Origin of the sequence: Blautia sp. MSJ-36 (assembly GCF_018917985.1) — a bacterium.
Lineage (GTDB): Bacteria > Bacillota > Clostridia > Lachnospirales > Lachnospiraceae > Blautia_A.
The window spans coordinates 43,743-62,912 of the sequence record NZ_JAHLPQ010000003.1 but is presented as its reverse complement, the minus strand read 5'-3'; the positions used below and the strand labels follow the sequence as shown (position 1 = coordinate 62,912).

General features: G+C 45.0%; 22 protein-coding genes. 2 read left to right on the top strand and 20 right to left on the bottom strand.

Annotated elements, in window-relative coordinates; translation table 11 throughout:
- Positions 1-9: 9 nt before the first annotated feature.
- The 8 genes from KQI39_RS03645 to KQI39_RS03610 all read right to left on the bottom strand — a co-directional run bounded on the left by KQI39_RS03645 (position 10) and on the right by KQI39_RS03610 (position 5,989).
- The gene (locus KQI39_RS03645) at positions 10-324 is read right to left on the bottom strand and encodes a WXG100 family type VII secretion target (protein WP_148445401.1); all 315 of its coding nucleotides are present in this window, start codon (positions 322-324) and stop codon (positions 10-12) included.
- Positions 325-337: 13 nt separating this feature from the next.
- On the bottom strand, positions 338-637 hold the full coding sequence (locus tag KQI39_RS03640) for a WXG100 family type VII secretion target (protein ID WP_148445404.1): 300 nt from the start codon (positions 635-637) through the stop codon (positions 338-340).
- A gap of 41 nt (positions 638-678) precedes the next feature.
- Positions 679-987 carry a hypothetical protein gene (locus tag KQI39_RS03635; RefSeq protein ID WP_148445407.1) on the bottom strand — a complete coding sequence of 103 codons (309 nt, stop codon included), beginning with the start codon at positions 985-987 and terminating at the stop codon, positions 679-681.
- A gap of 47 nt (positions 988-1,034) precedes the next feature.
- Positions 1,035-1,367 carry a WXG100 family type VII secretion target gene (locus KQI39_RS03630; RefSeq protein WP_148445409.1) on the bottom strand — a complete coding sequence of 111 codons (333 nt, stop codon included), beginning with the start codon at positions 1,365-1,367 and terminating at the stop codon, positions 1,035-1,037.
- A gap of 14 nt (positions 1,368-1,381) precedes the next feature.
- Positions 1,382-1,684, bottom strand: coding sequence for a WXG100 family type VII secretion target (locus KQI39_RS03625; protein ID WP_173762067.1), 303 nt, complete (start codon positions 1,682-1,684; stop codon positions 1,382-1,384).
- A 14-nt stretch (positions 1,685-1,698) separates the two neighbouring features.
- Positions 1,699-3,999 carry an ATP-binding cassette domain-containing protein gene (locus KQI39_RS03620; protein WP_330653933.1) on the bottom strand — a complete coding sequence of 767 codons (2,301 nt, stop codon included), beginning with the start codon at positions 3,997-3,999 and terminating at the stop codon, positions 1,699-1,701.
- Between the two features lie 19 nt (positions 4,000-4,018).
- Positions 4,019-4,981: an FHA domain-containing protein gene (locus KQI39_RS03615; RefSeq protein WP_216416593.1), complete on the bottom strand. Its 963-nt coding sequence runs from the start codon at positions 4,979-4,981 to the stop codon at positions 4,019-4,021.
- 144 nt (positions 4,982-5,125) lie between these two features.
- A complete protein-coding gene (locus tag KQI39_RS03610) occupies positions 5,126-5,989 on the bottom strand; it encodes a MurR/RpiR family transcriptional regulator (protein WP_216416590.1) in 864 nt (287 codons plus the stop codon).
- Positions 5,990-6,214: 225 nt separating this feature from the next.
- Between KQI39_RS03610 and KQI39_RS03605 the strand changes: the two genes are divergently transcribed.
- Positions 6,215-7,483 carry a Glu/Leu/Phe/Val family dehydrogenase gene (locus tag KQI39_RS03605; RefSeq protein ID WP_216416587.1) on the top strand — a complete coding sequence of 423 codons (1,269 nt, stop codon included), beginning with the start codon at positions 6,215-6,217 and terminating at the stop codon, positions 7,481-7,483.
- Positions 7,484-7,592: 109 nt separating this feature from the next.
- On the opposite strand, the gene KQI39_RS03600 is transcribed toward KQI39_RS03605, so the two are convergent.
- From KQI39_RS03600 to KQI39_RS03580, 5 genes are all read right to left on the bottom strand, one after another.
- Positions 7,593-8,189 carry a hypothetical protein gene (locus tag KQI39_RS03600; protein ID WP_148445425.1) on the bottom strand — a complete coding sequence of 199 codons (597 nt, stop codon included), beginning with the start codon at positions 8,187-8,189 and terminating at the stop codon, positions 7,593-7,595.
- A gap of 128 nt (positions 8,190-8,317) precedes the next feature.
- Positions 8,318-9,706 (bottom strand): UDP-N-acetylmuramoyl-tripeptide--D-alanyl-D-alanine ligase, encoded by a 1,389-nt coding sequence (locus tag KQI39_RS03595; protein ID WP_216416584.1) that lies wholly within the window; start codon positions 9,704-9,706, stop codon positions 8,318-8,320.
- A gap of 71 nt (positions 9,707-9,777) precedes the next feature.
- Positions 9,778-10,818: a D-alanine--D-alanine ligase family protein gene (locus KQI39_RS03590; protein ID WP_216416822.1), complete on the bottom strand. Its 1,041-nt coding sequence runs from the start codon at positions 10,816-10,818 to the stop codon at positions 9,778-9,780.
- Positions 10,819-10,885: 67 nt separating this feature from the next.
- Complete coding sequence (locus tag KQI39_RS03585) at positions 10,886-12,286, bottom strand: L,D-transpeptidase family protein (protein WP_216416581.1); 1,401 nt, start codon at positions 12,284-12,286, stop codon at positions 10,886-10,888.
- A gap of 72 nt (positions 12,287-12,358) precedes the next feature.
- On the bottom strand, positions 12,359-13,642 hold the full coding sequence (locus KQI39_RS03580; protein WP_216416578.1) for a PLP-dependent aminotransferase family protein: 1,284 nt from the start codon (positions 13,640-13,642) through the stop codon (positions 12,359-12,361).
- Positions 13,643-13,862: 220 nt separating this feature from the next.
- Here KQI39_RS03580 and KQI39_RS03575 point away from each other — a divergent pair, with 220 nt between their 5' ends.
- Positions 13,863-14,744, top strand: coding sequence for a class I SAM-dependent methyltransferase (locus tag KQI39_RS03575; RefSeq protein ID WP_148445438.1), 882 nt, complete (start codon positions 13,863-13,865; stop codon positions 14,742-14,744).
- Positions 14,745-14,813: 69 nt separating this feature from the next.
- Here KQI39_RS03575 and KQI39_RS03570 read toward each other — a convergent pair whose 3' ends face one another.
- The 7 genes from KQI39_RS03570 to KQI39_RS03540 form a co-directional block, all read right to left on the bottom strand.
- Positions 14,814-15,746, bottom strand: coding sequence for a D-alanyl-D-alanine carboxypeptidase family protein (locus KQI39_RS03570; protein WP_216416575.1), 933 nt, complete (start codon positions 15,744-15,746; stop codon positions 14,814-14,816).
- Positions 15,747-16,056: 310 nt separating this feature from the next.
- The gene (rplA, locus tag KQI39_RS03565; protein WP_015525334.1) at positions 16,057-16,752 is read right to left on the bottom strand and encodes a 50S ribosomal protein L1; all 696 of its coding nucleotides are present in this window, start codon (positions 16,750-16,752) and stop codon (positions 16,057-16,059) included.
- 95 nt (positions 16,753-16,847) lie between these two features.
- Complete coding sequence (rplK, locus tag KQI39_RS03560; protein ID WP_015525333.1) at positions 16,848-17,273, bottom strand: 50S ribosomal protein L11; 426 nt, start codon at positions 17,271-17,273, stop codon at positions 16,848-16,850.
- Between the two features lie 68 nt (positions 17,274-17,341).
- A complete protein-coding gene (gene nusG / locus KQI39_RS03555; RefSeq protein WP_015525332.1) occupies positions 17,342-17,863 on the bottom strand; it encodes a transcription termination/antitermination protein NusG in 522 nt (173 codons plus the stop codon).
- A 15-nt stretch (positions 17,864-17,878) separates the two neighbouring features.
- A complete protein-coding gene (gene secE / locus KQI39_RS03550) occupies positions 17,879-18,085 on the bottom strand; it encodes a preprotein translocase subunit SecE (protein ID WP_118515828.1) in 207 nt (68 codons plus the stop codon).
- Between the two features lie 25 nt (positions 18,086-18,110).
- On the bottom strand, positions 18,111-18,260 hold the full coding sequence (gene rpmG, locus KQI39_RS03545) for a 50S ribosomal protein L33 (RefSeq protein ID WP_044961412.1): 150 nt from the start codon (positions 18,258-18,260) through the stop codon (positions 18,111-18,113).
- A gap of 171 nt (positions 18,261-18,431) precedes the next feature.
- On the bottom strand, positions 18,432-19,169 hold the full coding sequence (locus KQI39_RS03540) for an SDR family NAD(P)-dependent oxidoreductase (RefSeq protein ID WP_216416572.1): 738 nt from the start codon (positions 19,167-19,169) through the stop codon (positions 18,432-18,434).
- Between the last annotated feature and the right edge of the window lies 1 nt (position 19,170).

The following is a 19,170-nucleotide window of genomic DNA, read 5'->3' as shown; positions in this document are numbered from 1 at the left end:
ATCTGCCTGTCAAATAATATTATTTTTTAACGCAGATGCTTCCTGCTGTGCCTGCTGCTCTGCACGGTCGTACTCGTCAGCCATTGTATTTAAGTCTGTAACATGTTCCTGGATCATTTTGTTGATCTTGGAAATGTCTGCTTCCAGGCCTGCAAATTTACTCTGATAAGCGCTTGCTGCCTCACCGGACCATACAGCTCCTGTAATTCCTGAAATCAGGGACAGCATCTGTGATGTCAGGTTCTGGATTTCGCTTCCGTAGCTGCTGAACTGGCTTGATGCACTTCTTAATTCCTGTGTTGATACTTTGATTGTTCCATCCATGTTATTTTCCTCCTTATACAGTTCTTGTTGTTCCCACGCTTACGTTCTTGGACTCAGCCTGCTCATACTGGGAAACGATGGTGAGAAGTCTTGAATAGTATTCATCTACTGCTGCCTTAAACTGATTCATTTTTCCGGCATCTGTGTTGAACGCATTCTCAAATGCCTCTTTTGCCTGGCCTTCCCACATTCCGCTCAGGGATTTTTCGGATGCCATTAATTCTTCAACTTTTTTTGCAAAGTTGTTGTTTAATGTGCTGAGCTCTTCTGCTTTCTGTTTAAGTGTGCTTGCTGTTACCTGAAATTCTGCCATAAAATTTCCTCCTTTTTTCGGTCAGAGCATAACCGTTTTATTTATACATTTCGTTTAAGAGCCAGTTCCAGTGCGGCCATCTCAGCATTATAAGTTACCTGTGCGATGTTTCTGATTGCCGTCGCTGTATTTTTCAGCTCCCTGCTCACATTAAGAATATCTTTCTGGACTTTTTCTGCTTTACGCAGATAATTTCCCGCGTTTTCCCCTTTCCAGTTTCCGGAAATGGTACTCATCGCATCTTCCATACTTCCAGATGCGATCCTCTCCAGCCTGGCAGCGGCATTGTCCAGTTCTTTTGCCTGGCCTTTGGCCTTTGCGAAATTCATCTCTATGGTATAACGACTCATACATCCCCCTCCTGTTCAAACAGCTATTATATCAAGCGGATATCTGGTTAAAGTATGTTGTTTTTCAGGCCTCCGGATTCATTCTGGTTGGCCTGCTCTACGGTTGAATAGTTTCCGGATATCGTCAGCAGCTTATCCGGATATCCCTTCAGCTCCTGAAGAATTTTCTGCATTGCTTCCTGCTGCTTCTGATAAAGGTTTCTGGCACGGTCCGCAGCTTCCCCTTCCCAATATCCTGACATCTGGTTTACTTTCTGTGAAATTTCATTCAGACGGTTTTCCATGGTGGAAATTGCGCTTTTTGCGTTTTCCGCTCTTTCTATCAGCGCTTCTGTCTGAACTTTTATATGGGCATCTGAACCCACTCCATATCCAGCCATAAATTCTCCTCCTCTCAGACGCGTATGGAACTGATCCTGCTTTCGACCTGCTGCTCACAGTTCTGGTATTCATTCTGTGCCGCCACAAGTGCGGAAATGTATTCCCCAAGCAGTCTCAGCGTTTCCTGCATACTTTCCTGATCGGAATTGAACACACTGACCAGTGCGTCATGAGCCATTCCCTCCCAGCTACCATTCAGTGCATGAATGGCATTCACAAGCTCGTCCAGACTGTTCTGGGCTGCTTTCTGAAGATTTTCCATATCCGCAAATTCTCTGGACATGGTACTTATATTTGCTCTGATTCTGTCCCCCATAACTTTTCTCCTTCCTACCGTCCGTCTTTTGACAGGCTTCTCAAAAGTACGGTACATAAAATCATACACACAATTGTCATTCCGCCCATAATCAGCCAGTTCTGCGTCAGATGCGCTCCTGTTGATTTGAAAATTTCCTGAAATTTGTGTTCTGCCGTCGGAATCTGCTGCTGGATTTTCATGGTAAGATCATTCAGCCGTGCAATACTTCCAAGGCTTTCCACGGACCATTTGCTGATGGTCACATAGGAAATTTTTTCACCTGCACCTTTCAGTTCAAAAAGAATTCCCGAAAACAGCAGCTGTATAATCAGCACAAACGGCGCCAGCGTCATGGCCTTATCTCCGCTCTTTGCAAGAGAAGAAATCACAAATCCCAGTGCCATGGCAGCTTCGATTGTCAGCCACACTGTAATAAAGGTTTCCACAAATGACCCGGAAAAAAGAATTCCCTTATCTGCCGCTCCTACGGTAAGGGTAAAGATTCCGGTAATCAGAAGCGCCTGTACCAGGCCAAGGATCGTCTGTACCGCAAACTTGGATAATACATACCAGTGCAGTTTCAGATCTCCCATGTATTCTCTTTTCAGAATGACTCTTTCTTTACAGATTTCCTGTATGGAATTGAAAAGTCCGATCCAGATTCCCGCACAGCTTAAGGAAAACAGGATGGATTTCGTGTCTTCATAAATATCAAAAACCTTGTCATTGGCAACCACTGACAACAGCAGTGCGATCAAAATCGGCTGCAAAAACAGAATCGCCAGTCTCGGAAGATCATTTTTCAGAAGTTCCATATAACGAAGGGTAAGGATCGGAAGCTGCCGGATCTGTACGGATTTTTTCTTTTTCCGTATCTCGTCGCCGCCTTTTTCCTGGATGTATTCTTCATTCTGGGATACCTGTCTGTATTTCTGCGCCCATGCCACAGGCTCCTCTGTGATCATATTGTAGATGTCTACCAGATTCTGCGTATTGAAGAAACGTTTGGCTTCTTCCGTAGTTCCGCAGAAGCAGAGCCTTCCGCCCTGTCCCATAAAAATAACCTTGTCGCAGAGTTCCAGGCTCTGTGTGGTGTGGGTAACCATGACGATTGTTTTTCCCTGTGTTTTGGAAAGGCGGCTTAAGGTAATCATCAGTTTCTGTTCTGTTCCCGGATCCAGGCCGGATGTAGGCTCGTCCAGGAAAAATACACTCGGATCAGCAAGCAGTTCCACGGCTATGCTGGCACGTTTTTTCTGTCCGCCGGAAAGTTTCCGGATCAGGGTGTTCTGATGCTGGATGAGTTCCACCATTCCCAGTACCTGATCGATTCTTTTGTTTTTTTCTGCTTTTGAGGTGTCGGAGGGCATTTTCAGGTCAGCGGTATAAGACAACATCCTACGCAGCGTCAGGTTTTCAAAAATAATGTCCTCCTGGGGAACGTAGCCGATAATGCTCTTCCACTCATTGAAATGGGGTTTGAGCTCCACTCCATTATATTTGATATTTCCTGCAAATTTTTTGTCAAAACCACTGATTGCGTTCATCAGTGTTGTTTTTCCTGCACCGGAACCTCCGATAATTGCCACAAAATCATTGCTTCCGATGTGGCAGCTTACCTGATCCAGTATTTTTTTGTTATTTTTTCCAACGTATTTGTTTACATCGGTGACATCAATATGGGTACCCTGTCTGGATGTCTTGTAGAATACATTTCCATCAGTGTACAGCAATGTACTGTTCAAGATGGTAATAACGTCTTTCTCATGGAGTACTGCTTTTCCGTTTACAACTTTTCCGTTGAGAAAAATTCCGTTGGAACTGTTATCCACAAGTACTGCCCTTTTTCCCTCTTTTATAATACAGGCATGTTTTCTTGATATGCAGGGATGGTTTAAGATGATGTCATTTCCGTCCCCACGTCCAATGGAAAGCCTGCCGGAAAGCAGAGGTGCTTTTCGCCATACGCCCTTTTCTGATACGTTTGTATACAGAATTACGATAGATTTGTCCGGCGTGCTCTGTCTGGACTGGACTCTTAAGATACTTCCGCTTTTCAGCTCATGGTATGTTGTATTTCCATGAAGATACTTCTGATATCCGTCTGTTTCCACAATGGTTCCATTGGTACTGTTCAGATCTGCAAACAGCACCCTGGGGCCCATAAATTTCAGTTTTCCATGTACATGAGAAATAATATTCGAACGAATGACGATATCACACTGTACGGGATCTGATCCCAGTATCAGACGGTCTTTTCCAAAAGATTCCAGAGGAACTTCCTGAATTTTTCCAAAATTATCAATGATAATGAGATATTTTTTCTGTTCCACACTTTTCTCCTTCTGTATCTCAGAGAAGCTGCAGAAGATTATCCCGGTCTCCCACGGCAATCCAGCTTCCTCTTTCCACGGTGCACATCACACCTTTCTGAAGAGGAACTGCTTCTCCATCTACATCATTATTTCTGAAAATACAGGTTGCCGTACTGGAAATGTCAACAATCCCGTAGTCATTACTTTCACTGTTAAACCGGATCATACAGTGCACGTTATCCACTCCCGGTTCCGTCATAATCAGCGCACATCTGCGTACATCTCTTCCTACCAGGATTTCGGATTCTCCCATTTCGATCTCCATGTTCTTCATGTTTCCAAACATACATCGAAGAACCGGTTTCTGTTCTTCCTCATCCACGGTATCCTCCTCTTTCTGCTCCCGTAGCATCCGCACAACAGAAACAACAACAATTCCCGCAAACAGGGCCACGCAGATCCAGAACCCGGCACAGAAGGACTCTGCCACTGCCGTCCTGACTGTCTTTTCTATGTCCACATCCAGCACCTGTTTCAGAAGTCCGGAAACCTTGTATTCCGCTGTTACTGCTGCTATGCTGTGTGGAATAATCAGCAGGTAGTCCACAAACAGGCTTACAATTCCCAGAAGCGCAGATACTGCTGATACAACTTCCGAGGATGTTTTGTCAGAAAATCCAAAAACTGCCGAAATGATCGCAAAAACATAAGGGAGAAACAGAAATACTGCAAGTTTCCAGAATACTCCACCCCTGTCGATTCCCAGTTCTCCAAGAATATCCTGTGCACTGGATGTATGGGAGATCAGTTCACTTGGGGAAATTTTCAGATACTCTTCTGATATTCCCGCAAACTCCAGTATTTTGTCCAGAATCGGGATTTTTCCTGCCAGATTGATGTTTACATAATCAAAAAAAGCTGTAGCAATAATACATACACTTAAAACAGCGATTATTATACCCCAGCTTTTTTTCTGAATCTTTTGATTGTTCTCTTTCATACTTCCCGCGTCCTTACTTATATACAGATATTATGTAAAGATTATATCATCTGCATATCATAAAATCCAGACTTTTAAAGGCTACAATTCCCTGCCGTTTCTGCCGGAAAGTATGTCAATAATGCTTTTTCTATGATGTTTCTGTCAAAAATTCCCGATCTGTGACGTATATTCGTCAATGCGTTCCAGAAGCTCCTGATTGGAGTAATTTGTCTCCCTGCAGATATATGCACAGAGCATTTCTGCGGCAAACATTCCTGCCACATAGGAATTATAAAATTCACTGCTGTCGCCCCTGGCAGTCAGAACCACGTCTGCGAACTTGGCTGCTTCACAGGTAGATTTGTCTGTCAGAAGGATGATGGAAGCTCCCTGCTTATGTACCATTTCTGCAGTGAGATACATCAGCCTGGAATATCTGGAATAGGTAATAAAAACAGCTGCGTCTCCCTTCTTAAGATCACTGGCAAAATCAAACATATTCTGACCGTGGCTTCCGTAATTGTACACATGGGGAAGGGTCTGTCTTAGGATGGTATTCAGAAATTCTCCCACACAGGTAGATCCTCTTGAGGAAAAAATATATTTCACATCACTGTTGATAAGAATACTGCTGGCCTTACGGTACTGCTCTTCCGTGTTGCTGGCGATGGTACTCTGAATATTGCTGAGAGTGTAGGCACATACGGTATCCTGTACCGTTGCCTTGTGCTCTTTTTTCTTAATTGCTTCAATACGCTCTGCAGGGATGAGAATTCCGGTATCCACGTCTCTGGACTGTTCTGCATAAGTTTCCCGCAGAAAGCTCTGAAAATCCGGATATCCGGTAAATCCCAGAGTTTTGGTAAGCCGGATCACGGAGGAATAGCTCACGTTCAGCTCTCCGGCCAGCTCTGTTGATGTCATAAAACAGCATTTCTGCAGATTCTCGAGAACATAATCTGCAACTTCTTTTTCCTTTGGTGTCAGCTGTGCTGAAATAATCAGATTCTGTAACTGATTTTCCATGAAAGATCCTCCCCGTCATCGTTATCGCTGGTAAAGCGTTTGATTTTTTTATTTTATCACAGGCTTATGGAAAAGCGCCAAAAAGATATAAATATTTTTGTATATATTTTCATGAATAAAATTATTTACTTTTCAGATACAGCGTGCTATACTCAGCTCATCAGATGAATAATATTATTCTTAAATGAAAGAGAAAAAATATTTATTTTCAAAGGAGTGGTAACAATGGCAGATAAAAAGTATAATCCTTACGACAATATGCTCTCTGTCCTGAAGCAGTCTGCAGAGGCTCTTGGTCTCAGCTACGAAGATTACGCAACACTTTGCTACCCGGAACGTGAACTTAAGGTTTCTATCCCGATCCGTATGGACGACGGTTCCATTAAGGTATTTGAAGGATACCGCGTTCAGCATTCCAGCGCACGTGGACCGTGCAAGGGCGGCATCCGTTACCATCAGAATTCCGACATGGACGAAGTAAAAGCTCTTGCAGCATGGATGTCCTTCAAATGTGCGGTTGTAAATATTCCTTACGGCGGTGCCAAAGGTGGTATCAAAGTTGATCCATCCAAGCTTTCCAGAGCAGAGCTTATCCGCCTTACCCGTCGTTATACCACACGTATCCTTCCGATTATCGGACCGGATAAAGATATCCCAGCTCCGGATGTTAATACAAATGGTGAGGTTATGGCATGGATCATGGATACTTACAGCATGTTCACCGGCCATACTGTTCCAGGTGTTGTTACCGGAAAACCGATCGAGATCGGCGGCTCCGTAGGCCGTGTGGAAGCTACCGGACGTGGCGTTACCATCATCGCTTACCAGTGCATGGAAAAGAACAATATTGACCCTGCAAAAGCAGCCATCGCTGTTCAGGGTATGGGAAATGTTGGCGGAACTGCCGCTGAGATTTTCTATAAGAATGGCCAGAAGGTTGTTGCTGTCAGTGATTATACCGGCGGTCTTTACTGCGAGGACGGACTTGATATTCCGGCAATCCGCAAATTTATTTCCGAAGGAAATACCCTCGATAAATACGAAGCAGAAGGTGTTTCCCACGTTACCAACGACGGCCTGATCACATGTAAATGCGACGTTCTGATCCCGGCTGCCCTGGAGAACCAGATCACAGAAGACAACGCAGGACGCATCCAGGCCAAACTCATTATCGAGGCAGCCAATGGACCGACTTCTGTTGAGGCAGATGAGATCCTGAACTCCAGAGGAATTATCGTATGCCCGGATATCCTTTCCAACGCAGGTGGTGTTGTTGTTTCCTACTTCGAGTGGGTACAGAACATCCAGAACCTTACCTGGGATCTTGATGAAGTCAACAAGATGCTTCAGAAGATCATGCTTACCGCATTTAACGAAGTTTATGCCCTCAGCCAGGAGAAAAACGTAACACTCCGTATGGCAGCATACATGGTTGCTATCAAGAGAATTACCACCGCAGGCAAACTCCGCGGCGGCCCGATCTCCATGGGCTGATAACCAGACTGTAAACCCAGACAGCCAAAGAATCCTTATCTTACACAAATACACAAAAAATCTCCGGCAGGATACCAGGAACCGTATCTGCCGGAGATTTTTGTTGTTTCTACTCTTTCATAAACTCCCGTATAATTTCCCTCATGATCTCTTCTTCCTCAGGAGAAAGCATCTTGCTGAAGTGACTTCCTGTTGCGGCTGTCTGGCGGATACTTCTGGTGATCTTATCCACAATCTCTTCCTGCAAAACGGGATCTGCTTTCTGGGGAACCGGAACTTCTTCCACCCAGGTCCGGACCTGTTCCACGTAGTCTGCAAGAGAAGCCATCACCAGTTCTTCTTTGTACGAAAAATCCAGTCCCTGACGGAGAAGCAGCAACGCCACAGGCACTGCCGCGCCTATATAAAGATACAGCATAGGCAGGCCTTCTCTGTGTCCCAGTCTGCTGTTGAGAAAAACAGACAGTGCCAGAAGAAAGGTACAAAACAGGGACGGATACCATACAAAACGGTTCATTCTGTGCCAGAGCCTGTCCCTTGATTTCCACAGGTTCAGCCATTTCTCTTTCAGATTCTGTAATCGCTGTGTATTTCGAATCATTCTTCGGTAGGTAAGGTTCGTTGCCAGCATCCCCAAGCCGCCGATACATCCCATAGATGTCATGACGTAAAGGGGGATGTTCAGCTTCATGATCGTCTCCAGCATAAGCTCCTCCCTTTCCCTACGGTTTCACACAGTTTCCTGTGCAAACTCCTTTAGAAACAGTATACCTCTGAAAGAAAGGTCTGGAAAGAATTTTCGTTCGTCAAATGATTGCCCTGTTTTCGGTCTTTTTACATTTCCTGCAGTGCTTTGACTACATTTTCAAATTTCATGAAGTGGGAAGCTTTTACAAGGATGGTGTCTCCCTGTTTCACATAGGTGCTCAGGTTCTTAAGAAGGCTTTCCAGATTGTTTTCCTGAATAACAGTTAAGTCCGGATTGGTCTCAGATGCTTTTTTTGCAATGTGTGCCGCAAGCGGTCCCACACAGATGCAGGCATCAATCTTACAATGGCCTGCATGAACACCTACGCCCTCATGAAGTGCAACTTCGTCTGTTCCAAGTTCGCCCATATCTCCAAGGATGGCAACTCTTCTTCCAAGTCCGTCCTGAAGAACATCCAGAGAAGCTTTCATGGACATAGGATTTGCATTGTAGCAGTCATCTACGATCATGAACTTGTCAGTCTCGATCATATTGAATCTTCCACTGACCGGTTCCAGGCTTTCGATACCGTTTTTGATCTGCTCTGCATTCAGTCCGTAAAGTCTTCCGATAGCTGCTGCCGCCAGTGCATTGGATACCATATGGCGTCCAGGCATTGGAATCTCCACGTGGAATTTCTGGAACTCTCCGTTCTCTGCCATATTTCCTTTGAGACAGATATCGCAACTCATTCCTTTCAGTCCGCGGCTCTCCACATTTTCGCAGGTAACGGAAGCATTTTCTCCGTTTCCGAAAAATACCGGCTGGATGCCGTTGTATTCTTTTACAGTGGAAAGTTTGTCGTCATCACCGTTGAGTACGATGTTTTTCTTCACATATTTAAAAATCTCTGTTTTGGCCTTCAGGACACCATCTCTGTCCCCAAGATTTTCCAGGTGGCAGGTTCCGATGTTTGTGATCACGCAGGTGTCCGGTTTCGCGATCTTTGCAAGACGGGTCATCTCGCCGAAATCACTGATTCCCATTTCCAGGACCGCAATCTCATCTTCGTCACGGAGGCGGAATACAGTCAGCGGAAGTCCCAGCTCATTGTTGAAATTCCCCTGGGTTTTCAGGGTGCGGTATTTCTCTTTCAGGACAGAGGCGATCACCTCTTTTGTGCTGGTTTTTCCAACACTTCCTGTGATTCCCACAACCGGAATCTCAAGCTGCTCCAGATAAAACTCCGCAATGTCTTTTACTGCCTGAAGAGAAGATTCTACCTGAATGTACGGATAATCCGCACCTTCAAGAACTCTCTCGGATAAAGTTGCAAGTGCGCCTGCTTCCATCACCTGGGGGATAAAGCGGTGAGCATCCACACGCTCTCCAACTACCGGAACAAAAAGGCCGCCTTTTTCCACTTTACGACTGTCTGTTGTGATGGCCGTCACTTCTTCCTGAAGTTTTTCCTGGGGTCCGTGATAAATGCCGTTACAGACTTTTGTGATATTTTCCAATGTAAGATTTTTCATGATAAAATCCTTTCTTTTGCCACAAACTCCTCCTGTTGTTCTGTCAACGGGAGGAGTTATGGTCAGATATTTTATTTTCTGTATTTCTTCAGAGAAATGCGGATCAGCTCTTCGCAGAGATCCGGATAGTCGATTCCCAGAACTTTTGCTTCCTGCGGAATCAGGCTGGTTGGTGTCATTCCCGGAAGTGTGTTTGCCTCCAGGCAGTACATATCGCCGTTTTCTTTCATCATGAAGTCAAAACGTGCGTAGCCTTCGATGCAGAGAGCTTTTGCACCAGCTTCTGCATAGTGCTGCATCTTCTCAGTTAGTTCCGGAGAAATTTCTGCCGGACAGGTCTCTACTGTGGAACCTGCCTGATATTTGTTCTTGTAATCGTAAAAGCCCTGCTTCGGTGCGATCTCGATGATCGGATACGCTTTTCCATCTACAACGGCAACGGAAAACTCACGGCCTTTGATGTATTCCTCAACAACAACTTCATCCTCATAAGAATAAGCACCGTCAATGGCATCCTCATATTCTTTCTGGTTGTTTACAATATAAACACCTACGCTGGAACCACCGCAGCATGTTTTTACAACAACCGGGAATTCCATGCCAAGATCCTGGATATTTCTTGTACAGTTTTCTTTCAGCATGGAAACACCCTTCGGTGTAGGTACCTGATCCATGAGGAAAATCTTCTTGGTGAGGCCTTTATCCATAGCAATGGCACTGCTTAAGTATCCGGTTCCTGTGTAACGGATTCCCAGAAGATCGAAGGTTGCCTGAACCTTTCCGTCCTCTCCGTTGGAACCGTGAAGTCCCATAAATACAATGTCTGCTGCCTGGCAGAGTTCCAGAACATTCGGTCCGAAAAAGCTTCTTCTTGTGCGTTTGATTTCTTCGATATCATCATCGAAGCTTCTCATATACTCTGCTGCGGAATCTACCTCATAATCTTTATCTCCAAAAGGCTCATCCCAGTCCACCGGCTCCAGTCCGCAGAAAATATCTACAAGAATGGCATTATGACCTTTTTTGCGAAGTGCCTTGCATACACCGGTTCCTGTTACGATGGAGATCTCTCTTTCTGTACTGGTTCCACCTGCCAATACAACGATATTCATACTTTCATCTCCCTTGATGATTTTGTGTTTTCTTTCTTCGTATTCTTTTAATATTTCTTTTAATTTCTTATTCATAAACTATGATCGGTACTCCTACACTAATATTATTATAAATGGTTGCCGCCTGATCTTTCGGGGTATTTACACAGCCATGGGAACCGTTTGTGATGTAGATCTGTCCGCCATACTGTGAACGCCAGCTTGCGTCATGGATTCCAACTCCGCCGGAAAACGGCATCCAGTATGTAACCGGTGACGCATATCCAGGTCCCTTAAGGACTGCCGGTGAACGCATGGCATCCAGGGCAAAACATCCGGTGGGTGTGGAATAGCCTTTTCGGACACAGCCGGTAACTACCGGTGTATCTACCAGAAGCTGTCCATCTTTATAAAATACCATTCTCTGGTTGGTCAGGTCAATCTCTACATAAGTATTTCCAATATCATTGGTGTCTCTGCAAAGTCCGCTGTATGCATACGCCGGCTGTCTCACTTCTGTAGTTCCAGCAAGAATGGCATTATAAAGCCATTCAGTTTCTGTAGTCTGATCAATGGCCCAGCCATAGTCACCACCTTTGATGGTTTTCTGACGGCCATCATACGTGGTAAATGTTCTGGTACAGCCAAAGGTATCATATTTATAGCCCAGGCTGTTCACATAGGCCGCAACCTGATTTTTGTCTACTGTATAATCTCCGTTTGCATCTTTTGTCAGCCAGTCTTTGATGGTGTTACGGTCAAGCTGCTCGGACCGGTCTGAAAAATCGTAAGTGATCACACAGCTGGTAAGCTTGTTCATCTGATCACAGTCTTTTTTCAGAGTGGCATCATCTTTGTATACAGACGGCTTTTTGTAGCAGTCTGTCTTTTCCAGGCTGACACTTTTATCTCCTGCGGAAATGGCTTTCCTGATCACTTTCTGGACTTTTTTTGTATCCAGGGTAGTTCCTTCTTTTTCCGGCTGGATTTCATAGGTTTCACCGTTGTCTCTGATACATGCGTCTTCCGGTTTTTCCATGTTGTCTTTCTGCATGCATTTCAGTTTTTTTACGGTTTCTGTCAATTTATTCTGGTCATTGTATTCGGTTTCTGTTTCCAGTGTATATTTTTTCTTCTGATTGAAAGCCAGGAACCATTTGTAGCGGTCCTGTTTTTTTATCAATTTCTTTGCCCCGTCACCTGGTTTATACACCAGTCCGGCTTCTTTTGCAGTGATGCTCTCTTTTCCGTTATTTCTTGTCTCTACGGTAAGAACATATGCCTGCACTTCTTTTGCCAGAAGATTCTCGGTTTCCTCTGTAGTCTTATAGGAACAGTTAAAACCGTTTACCTGAGAGCCTGGCAAAAAATGATCTGTAAAATAATGAACTCCGTACCCGTAAGCTGCAGCTGTAAGGATTAACAGAATTAGGATCAGTGCAAGAACTACTTTTCTGCCGGTTTTCATTTTTTCTTTTTCCTCATCCATGATATCACTCCGATAGTTATAACTGCCCGGTATTACGTACACTGAAATACCGGGCAGCCTGATGTAACAGATTTATTTCTCCAGAAGTTTTTCCACACTTACAAGCTTCACACAGAGAACAAATACCTCTGCTGCCTTGCCAAGTTCCTCAACGCTTGGATAGCTTGGTGCAATACGGATGTTGCTGTCTTTCGGGTCCTTTCCATATGGATAGGTTGCGCCGGCGCCAGTCATGACAACACCTGCTTCTTTTGCTTTGGCAACGATGGCTTTTGCACAGCTTTCCATTGCATCAAAGGAAATGAAATATCCGCCGTGAGGTTTGGTCCACTCACCGATTCCGAGACCGTCAAGTTCTTTATCCAGTGTTGCAAGAACAAGCTCAAATTTCGGACGAAGGATGTCTGCGTGTTTCTTCATATGCTCATGCAGTCCGTTGATATCCTTGAAGAAACGAACGTGACGGAGCTGGTTCAGCTTGTCGTGTCCGATGGTCTGTACAGTCATGTATTTGCGGAAGTCATCCAGGTTCGCCTTGGATGCAGCAACTGCTGCGATACCGGAACCAGGGAAGCTTACCTTGGAGGTAGAAGTAAATTTATAAACAATGTCCGGATTTCCTGCTTTCGCACACTCATCAAGGATCTCAAGAAGGAAATCCTGATTGTCATCATAGAGATGGTGGATGCTGTAAGCGTTATCCCAGTAAATACGGAAGTCCGGTGCTGCCGGTTTCAGATGTGCGAAACGTTTAACGGTCTCTTCGGAATAAGTGTAACCCTGCGGGTTGGAGTATTTCGGAACACACCAGATTCCCTTTACTGCCGGGTCTTCATTGACGTATTTCTCAACCATATCCATATCCGGGCCTTCCGGAGACATCGGAATGTTGATCATCTCAATACCGAAGAATTCTGTGATACGGAAGTGACGGTCATATCCAGGTACAGGACAGAGGAATTTTACCTTGTCAAGCTTGCACCATGGTGTATTTCCCATTACTCCATGGGAATAGGAACGTGCGATAGTATCGAACATTACGTTCAGGCTGGAGTTACCATAGATGATGATGTTCTCAGGCTCTACCTCAGACATCTCACCAAGAAGTCTCTTAGCTTCCGGGATTCCATCGATAACGCCATAGTTACGGCAGTCCACGCCGGTCTCACATTTCAGGTCTGCATCGCCCGCAAGTACTTCCATCATTTTCATGGAAAGATCAAGCTGATCCGGTGCCGGTTTACCACGGGACATGTCCAGTGCCAGGCCTTCTGCCTTGATCTCATCGAACTCACGGTCGAGTTCTTTCTTTAAATCGAGTAGCTCTTCCCTGCTCATCTCACAATATTTTTTCATAAGTTTACTTCTCCTCTTTTTGTGCACAGTTTCATATCTGCGGTTGCTGTGTTTCTTCTGTAAATCTCTCGTACATTTTAGTATGGAAAAGCGCTGTTGTCAAATCTTTCGTGGAAAATCCTGCACTTCTCTTGCATGGCTTCTGTTTTTCCTCTATACTGAAAAAAACATTACTATATAACTGTTATATAAATTTAGTATGAAAGAGGTATAAAACATCATGTGGATTGCAGATGGATGGAAAGAATATGAAGTCATTGATACATCAAAAGGAGAAAAGCTGGAGCGCTGGGGAGACTATCTTCTGGTTCGTCCGGATCCCCAGGTAATCTGGGACACTCCACGTAAGAACCGTGGCTGGAAGCATATGAACGGACATTATCACAGAAGCAGCCGTGGTGGCGGTGAGTGGGAGTTTTTTGATCTTCCGCATCAGTGGGAGATCCATTACAAAGATCTTACTTTTAATCTGAAGCCTTTCAGCTTCAAACATACGGGACTTTTTCCGGAGCAGGCCGTAAACTGGGACTGGTTCGGTGAAAAAATCCGCAATGCTGGACGCCCGATTAAGGTCTTAAATCTTTTTGCTTATACAGGCGGTGCTACTCTGGCTGCTGCAGCGGCTGGTGCTTCCGTTACCCATGTGGATGCTTCCAAGGGTATGGTGACCTGGGCTAAAGAGAATGCGGCAGCTTCCGGCCTTTCCGGCGCACCGATCCGCTGGCTGGTGGATGACTGTGTGAAGTTTGTGGAGCGTGAGATCCGAAGAGGGAACCATTACGACGCCATCATTATGGACCCGCCTTCCTACGGCCGTGGACCAAAAGGTGAGATCTGGAAAATTGAGGATGCGATTCATCCGCTGATCAAACTTTGTACAAAGATTTTAAGCGATGATCCTCTGTTCTTCCTGGTAAATTCCTATACAACAGGGCTTGCACCTGCAGTGCTGACTTATATGCTGGCTACAGAGCTGAAACCGTGGAAAGGAACTGTGGAATCACAGGAGATTGGATTGCCTGTAAAAGAAACCGGACTGGTACTTCCATGCGGTGCTTCCGGACGTTGGAGTTCTTCCCTTCATCCGCATACCGACTTATAAAGAAACATATCATTATCAACTGAAAAAGAGGCCTGCTTTACATGCAGACCTCTTTTTATGTAACAAAAATCAGGACTGGCCACTGTCCCCCATCTGGGCTTCAATAGCGTTTCCAAGCCGGTTATAAATGGTAACCGCATCCTGTACATGAAGAGGGTTTCCTGTATTTCCTGCCGCACCGGCAGTTACCAGAATATATTCTCTTCCGTAAATTTCCGCAAAACTTGCCAGACAAAGGCCCGCTTCACTGGTGTATCCGGTTTTTCCACCCAGAATCTTTCCTCCGGTTACCGAAGTATCGGATAAATTCTTGAACATTGTGCTGTAATAGGTAATTCCGCTGGGATGAATATTGGTAACTCCGGTAGAATGCCTCGGACTTTCAATGATTTCCCGAAATGTATCGTTTTTTAACGCATACTTCAGAAGCACCGCTATGTCTCTTACTGTGCTGTAGTGATCCGGATCATGAAGGCCTGTCGTATCACAGAAATGGGTTCCTTTCATGCCGAGCCTCTGTGCCTTTTTATTCATCATCTCCACAAATCCATCTCTGGAACCGCCTACGGTATCCGCCAGTGCGATACAGCACTCCGCACCGGAGGGCAGCATGGCACCATAAAGAAGATCAATGGCACGGACTGTTTCACCTGGCTGAAAACCTGCCTGTGTGGCATCCTGCTCATAAAGTCCCGCAAACATTTCCTGTGTCAGTGTAATCTCCTCATCCAGATCATCCAGGTTCTCAAGCGCCACAATTACCGTCATAATCTTCGTCATGGAAGCAGGATAGATCTTCTCATCGCCCTTCATATTTCCGATGATCTTCCCGCCTTTTACCTGCATCAGCACTGCATAGGGACTGTTGATTCCACTCATTTCCAGTTTACGGACTACCGGCCTCTGCAGAGACTCCATCCAGTCTCCCACTCCCTTGTTCCAGCCGATAATTACCACAAGTATCAGGATCACAATGGCCTCCACAATCAGACAGAGTGCCATTTTTATTCTGTTTATTTCTTTTTTTATTTTTTTCGCTTTGCACTTTTTTGTTCTCAATTTATACTCCCTGTTCAGATAAATTCATCTGCCAATTTCCCTTTTGGAAAACATATCTGCGCTGTTTTCCCCATCTTTTTTATATTAACATAATCTGGAATTTCATCTGTAAACTATATATAAAAAAATCCAATAATTCTCTAAATCTGTTTGTGCCTTATTGTAGAATTTTTGTTAAAAAAAATCAAGGTGTATAAATGTATAAAAAAATACCCCGTACAAAGTCTCCTCTGTACAGGGTATTTAAAATTTATTACTGAGCTAATTTAATCGGGTTAAGCTTAACACCAGGTCCCATTGTCGGAGCGATTGTAACGCTCTTCAGATACTGACCTTTCAGTGTGCTAGGTCTAGCCTTTGTGATAGCTCCCATAAGCGTCTGGAAGTTGTCGCTTAACTGCTCCTCGGTAAAGGAAGCCTTTCCGATCGGAACATGGATGATGTTGGATTTGTCAAGACGATACTCGATCTTACCTGCTTTAATGTCGTTAACAGCTTTTGTTACGTCCATTGTTACAGTACCAGCTTTCGGGTTTGGCATTAAACCTTTCGGTCCAAGTACACGACCAAGACGACCTACAACGCCCATCATATCCGGTGTTGCAACTACAACGTCAAAGTCAAGCCATCCCTCGTTCTGGATCTTCGGAATGAGGTCCTCAGCTCCTACGAAGTCTGCTCCTGCTGCCTTTGCCTCTTCTGCCTTAGCATCTTTAGCAAATACAAGTACACGAACTTTTTTACCTGTTCCGTGTGGCAGAACAACTGCTCCACGGATCTGCTGATCTGCATGACGTCCATCGCAGCCTGTACGGATGTGAACTTCGATGGTCTCGTCGAACTTAGCTACAGCTGCTTTTTTAACAAGGCTGATAGCCTCTGGTGCATCATATAATGTTGCGCGGTCTACTGCTTTCGCAGCTTCCACATATTTCTTTCCTCGTTTCATTTCTATAACCTCCTGTGGTATTTGCGGGGAAAAGCCCTCCCACTTGAAAATTTCACTTTTTCTACGGGAACCCCGAACTTAAGCTTCGGTATTTATTAGTCTACGACTTCGATTCCCATACTTCTTGCTGTACCGGCGATCATGCTCATAGCAGCCTCGATGGATGCTGCATTGAGGTCTTTCATCTTCAGCTCAGCGATCTCCTGAACCTGTGCCTTAGTAACTTTAGCTACTTTAGTCTTGTTCGGTGTACCGGAACCAGATTTGATGTTTGCAGCTTTCTTAAGAAGAACTGCTGCCGGCGGAGTCTTGGTTATGAAGCTGAAACTTCTGTCAGCGTAAACAGTGATGACAACCGGGATGATAAGGTCTCCCTGATCAGCTGTTCTTGCGTTGAACTCCTTAGTAAACTGTACGATGTTTACACCGTGCTGTCCAAGAGCCGGACCTACAGGTGGTGCTGGAGTTGCTTTACCAGCCGGAATCTGTAATTTGATATATCCTGTTACTTTCTTTGCCATTTTCGGCACCTCCTATGTGGTATTGGCGGGGGTGTGTCCCTCCCACTTGCTGTTACCTTGTTTTTTAATTACTCAGCTTTTTTGATTTCTGTGAAACTTATCTCTACCGGTGTTTCACGACCGAAAAGCTCAACATTGATCGTTACTGTCTGTTTCTGCATGTTGATACCTGTGATCACACCTGCAGTATCTTTCCATGCACCACCAGTAACGACTACCATGTCGCCCTCTGCGAAGTCCACTTCGATATCCGGTTTCTGGATACCAAGCGGCATCATTTCCTCTTCTGTAAGAGGCACAGGCTTCGATCCCGGTCCTACGAATCCTGTAACACCTCTGGTGTTACGGACAACATACCAGGTATCGTCATTCATCACCATATTGAGAAGCACATAGCCTGGAAACATCTTTTTCTGAACCTGTCTTGAGGTTCCGTTCTTCATCTCCACTACATCCTGCAGCGGAACACGTACCTCCAGGATCTGGTCTTCCAGGTGTCTGTTCTCGATCGTCTTTTCAATGTTGGCTTTTACCTTGTTCTCATACCCGGAATAGGTATGGACAACGTACCATTTTGCTGCTTCTGACATATAATCACCTTGTCCTTACTTCATTAAGAAATTAATGCATTCCAGAATTCCGGAATCCATTACACTGATAACCACTGCCAGGATGATCGTGATGATCACGACCACAACAGTCTGCTTTGCCAGTGTGGGACGGTCTGTCCAGACAATCTTCTCAAATTCTGACTGAAGTCCCTGAAACCAACTTTTCTTCTGCGGCTTATCCGCAGATTTCTGTTTTTCCATAGCATAACCTCACAAATCTCTGTGATTACTTTGTTTCCTTGTGCAGAGTGTGTGTATGACAGAACTTACAATATTTCTTGGTCTCCATTCTCTCAGGATGGTTCTTTTTCTCCTTCGTCATATTGTAGTTACGCTGCTTGCACTCGGTGCATGCTAATGTAATCTTAACGCGCACAACTTCCACCTCCAGTGTTTTCATTTGCACGGCCTTTTTACGCCGCCCGGAACGTATATCCGTCGTCATTTTCGGGCATAAAAAAAAGACCTAACTTCCATGTCGCTCGTCAATTTTATCACAGAGCACTGGTGCAAGTCAAGCCTTTTTAATATTTTCTTAACAGTTTTCTCAGAAGTAATCGTAACCTCCATGAATATCTACAACGCTACCATTCATATATCCATTGGAAAGCACCGCATAAGCCATATCCGCCACTTCCTCCACAGTTCCGAACCTGTGAAGAGCGATCTTTCTGTTGATGCGGTCGTAGCTCTCCTGGGTGCGGGCGCTGTGCCAGGGAGTTTCGATAAAGCCCGGTGCAATAGCATTGACGGTAATGCCTTTTGGCTCAAATTCCTTTACCAGGGATTTGGTCAGAAAATGGATGGCTGCCTTGGTGACTCCGTATACAAGAGAAGACGAATACGCCTGCTGCCCGGCATAGGAACCGGTAAAGAGAACACTGCCCCCTTCCACCATCATGGATCTCAGCTCTTTGACCATAAATACCGGCACGGAAAGATTGGTATTTACGATCCGTGTCCACTCCTCGAAGCTGTAATCCTCATATTTTGCATAGGTGCTGATCCCGGCGTTGCTTACCAGCCAGTCAATATGGTCAGCCTGTTTCTTCAGCGCTTCCACAAAAACCATCATCTCATCATAGGAAGACATATCTGCCTTCATCAGGATCACCTGAGATCTTTTTTCCTCAGGAAGGCTCTCCAGAAAAGCGGCCGCCTTCTTCTCATCATGTCCGTATGTTACGAAGATCCTGTCTTCTTTCGCTGACTCTGCCAGGATCTTTTCGGCGATCCCCCTTCCGATTCCGGAAGTTCCGCCTGTGATTACAGTTATTTTTCCCATT

Bases quoted from the DNA above. Each gene is read 5' to 3' on its own strand.
- KQI39_RS03645 (WP_148445401.1), bottom strand. From the start codon at position 324: ATGGATGGAACAATCAAAGTATCAACACAGGAATTAAGAAGTGCATCA.
- KQI39_RS03640 (WP_148445404.1), bottom strand. From the start codon at position 637: ATGGCAGAATTTCAGGTAACAGCAAGCACACTTAAACAGAAAGCAGAA.
- KQI39_RS03635 (WP_148445407.1), bottom strand. From the start codon at position 987: ATGAGTCGTTATACCATAGAGATGAATTTCGCAAAGGCCAAAGGCCAG.
- KQI39_RS03630 (WP_148445409.1), bottom strand. From the start codon at position 1,367: ATGGCTGGATATGGAGTGGGTTCAGATGCCCATATAAAAGTTCAGACA.
- KQI39_RS03625 (WP_173762067.1), bottom strand. From the start codon at position 1,684: ATGGGGGACAGAATCAGAGCAAATATAAGTACCATGTCCAGAGAATTT.
- KQI39_RS03615 (WP_216416593.1), bottom strand. From the start codon at position 4,981: ATGAAAGAGAACAATCAAAAGATTCAGAAAAAAAGCTGGGGTATAATA.
- KQI39_RS03610 (WP_216416590.1), bottom strand. From the start codon at position 5,989: ATGGAAAATCAGTTACAGAATCTGATTATTTCAGCACAGCTGACACCA.
- KQI39_RS03605 (WP_216416587.1), top strand. From the start codon at position 6,215: ATGGCAGATAAAAAGTATAATCCTTACGACAATATGCTCTCTGTCCTG.
- KQI39_RS03600 (WP_148445425.1), bottom strand. From the start codon at position 8,189: ATGCTGGAGACGATCATGAAGCTGAACATCCCCCTTTACGTCATGACA.
- KQI39_RS03595 (WP_216416584.1), bottom strand. From the start codon at position 9,706: ATGAAAAATCTTACATTGGAAAATATCACAAAAGTCTGTAACGGCATT.
- KQI39_RS03590 (WP_216416822.1), bottom strand. From the start codon at position 10,818: ATGAATATCGTTGTATTGGCAGGTGGAACCAGTACAGAAAGAGAGATC.
- KQI39_RS03585 (WP_216416581.1), bottom strand. From the start codon at position 12,286: ATGGATGAGGAAAAAGAAAAAATGAAAACCGGCAGAAAAGTAGTTCTT.
- KQI39_RS03580 (WP_216416578.1), bottom strand. From the start codon at position 13,642: ATGAAAAAATATTGTGAGATGAGCAGGGAAGAGCTACTCGATTTAAAG.
- KQI39_RS03575 (WP_148445438.1), top strand. From the start codon at position 13,863: ATGTGGATTGCAGATGGATGGAAAGAATATGAAGTCATTGATACATCA.
- KQI39_RS03570 (WP_216416575.1), bottom strand. From the start codon at position 15,746: ATGGCACTCTGTCTGATTGTGGAGGCCATTGTGATCCTGATACTTGTG.
- rplA (WP_015525334.1), bottom strand. From the start codon at position 16,752: ATGAAACGAGGAAAGAAATATGTGGAAGCTGCGAAAGCAGTAGACCGC.
- rplK (WP_015525333.1), bottom strand. From the start codon at position 17,273: ATGGCAAAGAAAGTAACAGGATATATCAAATTACAGATTCCGGCTGGT.
- nusG (WP_015525332.1), bottom strand. From the start codon at position 17,863: ATGTCAGAAGCAGCAAAATGGTACGTTGTCCATACCTATTCCGGGTAT.
- secE (WP_118515828.1), bottom strand. From the start codon at position 18,085: ATGGAAAAACAGAAATCTGCGGATAAGCCGCAGAAGAAAAGTTGGTTT.
- KQI39_RS03540 (WP_216416572.1), bottom strand. From the start codon at position 19,169: ATGGGAAAAATAACTGTAATCACAGGCGGAACTTCCGGAATCGGAAGG.